Origin of the sequence: Plasticicumulans sp. (assembly GCF_035331805.1) — a bacterium.
Taxonomy (GTDB): Bacteria; Pseudomonadota; Gammaproteobacteria; order Competibacterales; family Competibacteraceae; genus Plasticicumulans.
The window spans coordinates 1-1835 of record NZ_DAOLKE010000514.1 but is presented as its reverse complement, the minus strand read 5'-3'; the positions used below and the strand labels follow the sequence as shown (position 1 = coordinate 1835).

At 73.2% G+C, this 1835-nt stretch carries 2 protein-coding genes; both read left to right on the top strand.

What is annotated here, in order from left to right:
- On the top strand, positions 1 to 1428 hold a 1428-nt coding region (locus tag PKE44_RS18970; RefSeq protein WP_324554345.1), incomplete at its 5' end, for a sigma-54 dependent transcriptional regulator.
- A 3-nt stretch (positions 1429 to 1431) separates the two neighbouring features.
- The coding region (locus tag PKE44_RS18965) for a PAS domain-containing protein (protein ID WP_324554343.1) at positions 1432 to 1835 on the top strand (404 nt) is incomplete at its 3' end.

The following is a 1835-nucleotide window of genomic DNA, read 5'->3' as shown; positions in this document are numbered from 1 at the left end:
GTGCTGGTCGTCGATGACGAGCCGCGTTCGCTGCAGACGATCACGCGCGTGCTCGAAGACGAGTTCGACGTGCTGACCGCCACCGGCAGCGCCGAGGCCGAACGCATCCTCGCGCGCGAATGGGTGCAGGTGATCCTCTGCGACCAGCGCATGCCGGGCGAGACCGGGGTGGTGTTTCTGGCGCGCGTGCGCGAGCAGTGGCCGGACACGGTGCGCATCATCGTCTCCGGCTACACCGACGCCGAGGACATCATCGCCGGCGTCAACCGCGCCGGCATCTACCAGTACCTGACCAAGCCGTGGACGCCGGATGCGCTGCTGCTGACCGTGCGCGGCGCCGTGCAGCTCGCGCGCCTGCAGCGCGAGAACGAGACGCTGGCGCTGGAGCTGAAGCTGACCGCGCCGGCCGTGCAGCAGCGCCTCGGTGCGCGCCGCCGGCAGCTGCGCGAGCAGCACGCCTTCGCGCGCCTCGTGCGCGCACCGGGCAGTCCGCTCGATGAGGTCTGCACGCTGGCCGCGCGCATCGCGCTCTACGACATCCCGCTGCTGATCGCCGGCGAATCCGGCACCGGCAAGGAGCTGCTCGCGCGCGCCGTGCACTACAACAGCCCGCGCGCCGAACGCCCGTTCGTGGTCGAGAACTGCGCGGCCCTGCCCGACACGCTGCTCGAAAGCGAGCTGTTCGGCCACCGCAAGGGCGCCTACACCGGCGCCTTCGAGGACCGCCAGGGCCTGTTCGCGCAGGCCGACGGCGGCACGCTGTTCCTCGACGAGATCGGCGAGATCTCGCCGGCCTTCCAGGTGCGGCTGCTGCGCGTGCTGCAGGAAGGCGAGTTCCGCCCGGTCGGCAGCGCGCGCACGCAGCGCTGCGACGTGCGCGTGATCGCCGCGACCAACCGCGATCTGGCCGCCGAGGTGCGCGCCGGGCGCTTCCGCGAGGACCTGTACTACCGCCTCGCCGGCTTCGTGCTCGAAGTGCCGCCGCTGCGCGCGCGCCCCGACGACATCGCGCCGATCGCGCAGGCGCTGATCGCCGACATCGCCGCGGCCTTCGGCGTGCGCATCGACGGCTGCGCGCCGGAAACCCTCGCGCGCCTCGTGCGCCACGACTGGCCCGGCAACGTCCGCGAGCTGCGCAACGAACTGCAGCGCCTGATCGCCCTCGCCGACGAGCCGCTGCTCGGTCCGCAGCAGCTGTCGCCGGGCATCGGTCCCGGCGCCGCCGAGGCCGCCTCCGGCGACGATCCCGCCGTGGCCGCCGGCGGCACGCTGGTCGCGCGGCTCGACCGGCTGGAGCGCGCGATCCTTGAGGAAACCCTGAACCGGCTGCGCTGGAACAAGACGCGCGCGGCCGACGAACTCGGGCTGTCACGGGTCGGCCTGCGCGCCAAGCTCGCGCGCCACGGTCTCGGACCGGCGGACGACTGAGGCGTGGCGGCGATGGCGGGCGGCTACGACACCGACGACACGGCCGGCCTGCCCGATCCGGCGACGCTGCCGGGCGGCGAGGCCGCCGATGCGGCGTGGATCGAGGTGATCCGCAAGATGGACGAGGTCTACGCCGATCTCGTGCGCTATCAGGTCGAGCTCGAACACAAGCACGCCGAACTGGAGGACGCGCACGGCTTCATCTCCGGCGTGCTGGCGGCGATGTCGGATGCGCTGATCGTCTGCGATGCCGAGGGCCGCATCGAGCGCGTGAACCCGGCGCTGGAGCGCCTGACCGGCCGGCATGAGGCCGAGCTGCACGCGCAGCCGTTCGCGTCGCTGTGCCTGCCGGCCGCGCAGCCGCTCGCCGGCGCGCTGCTGCGCGAGGCCGAGGCCGACGCGCCGGT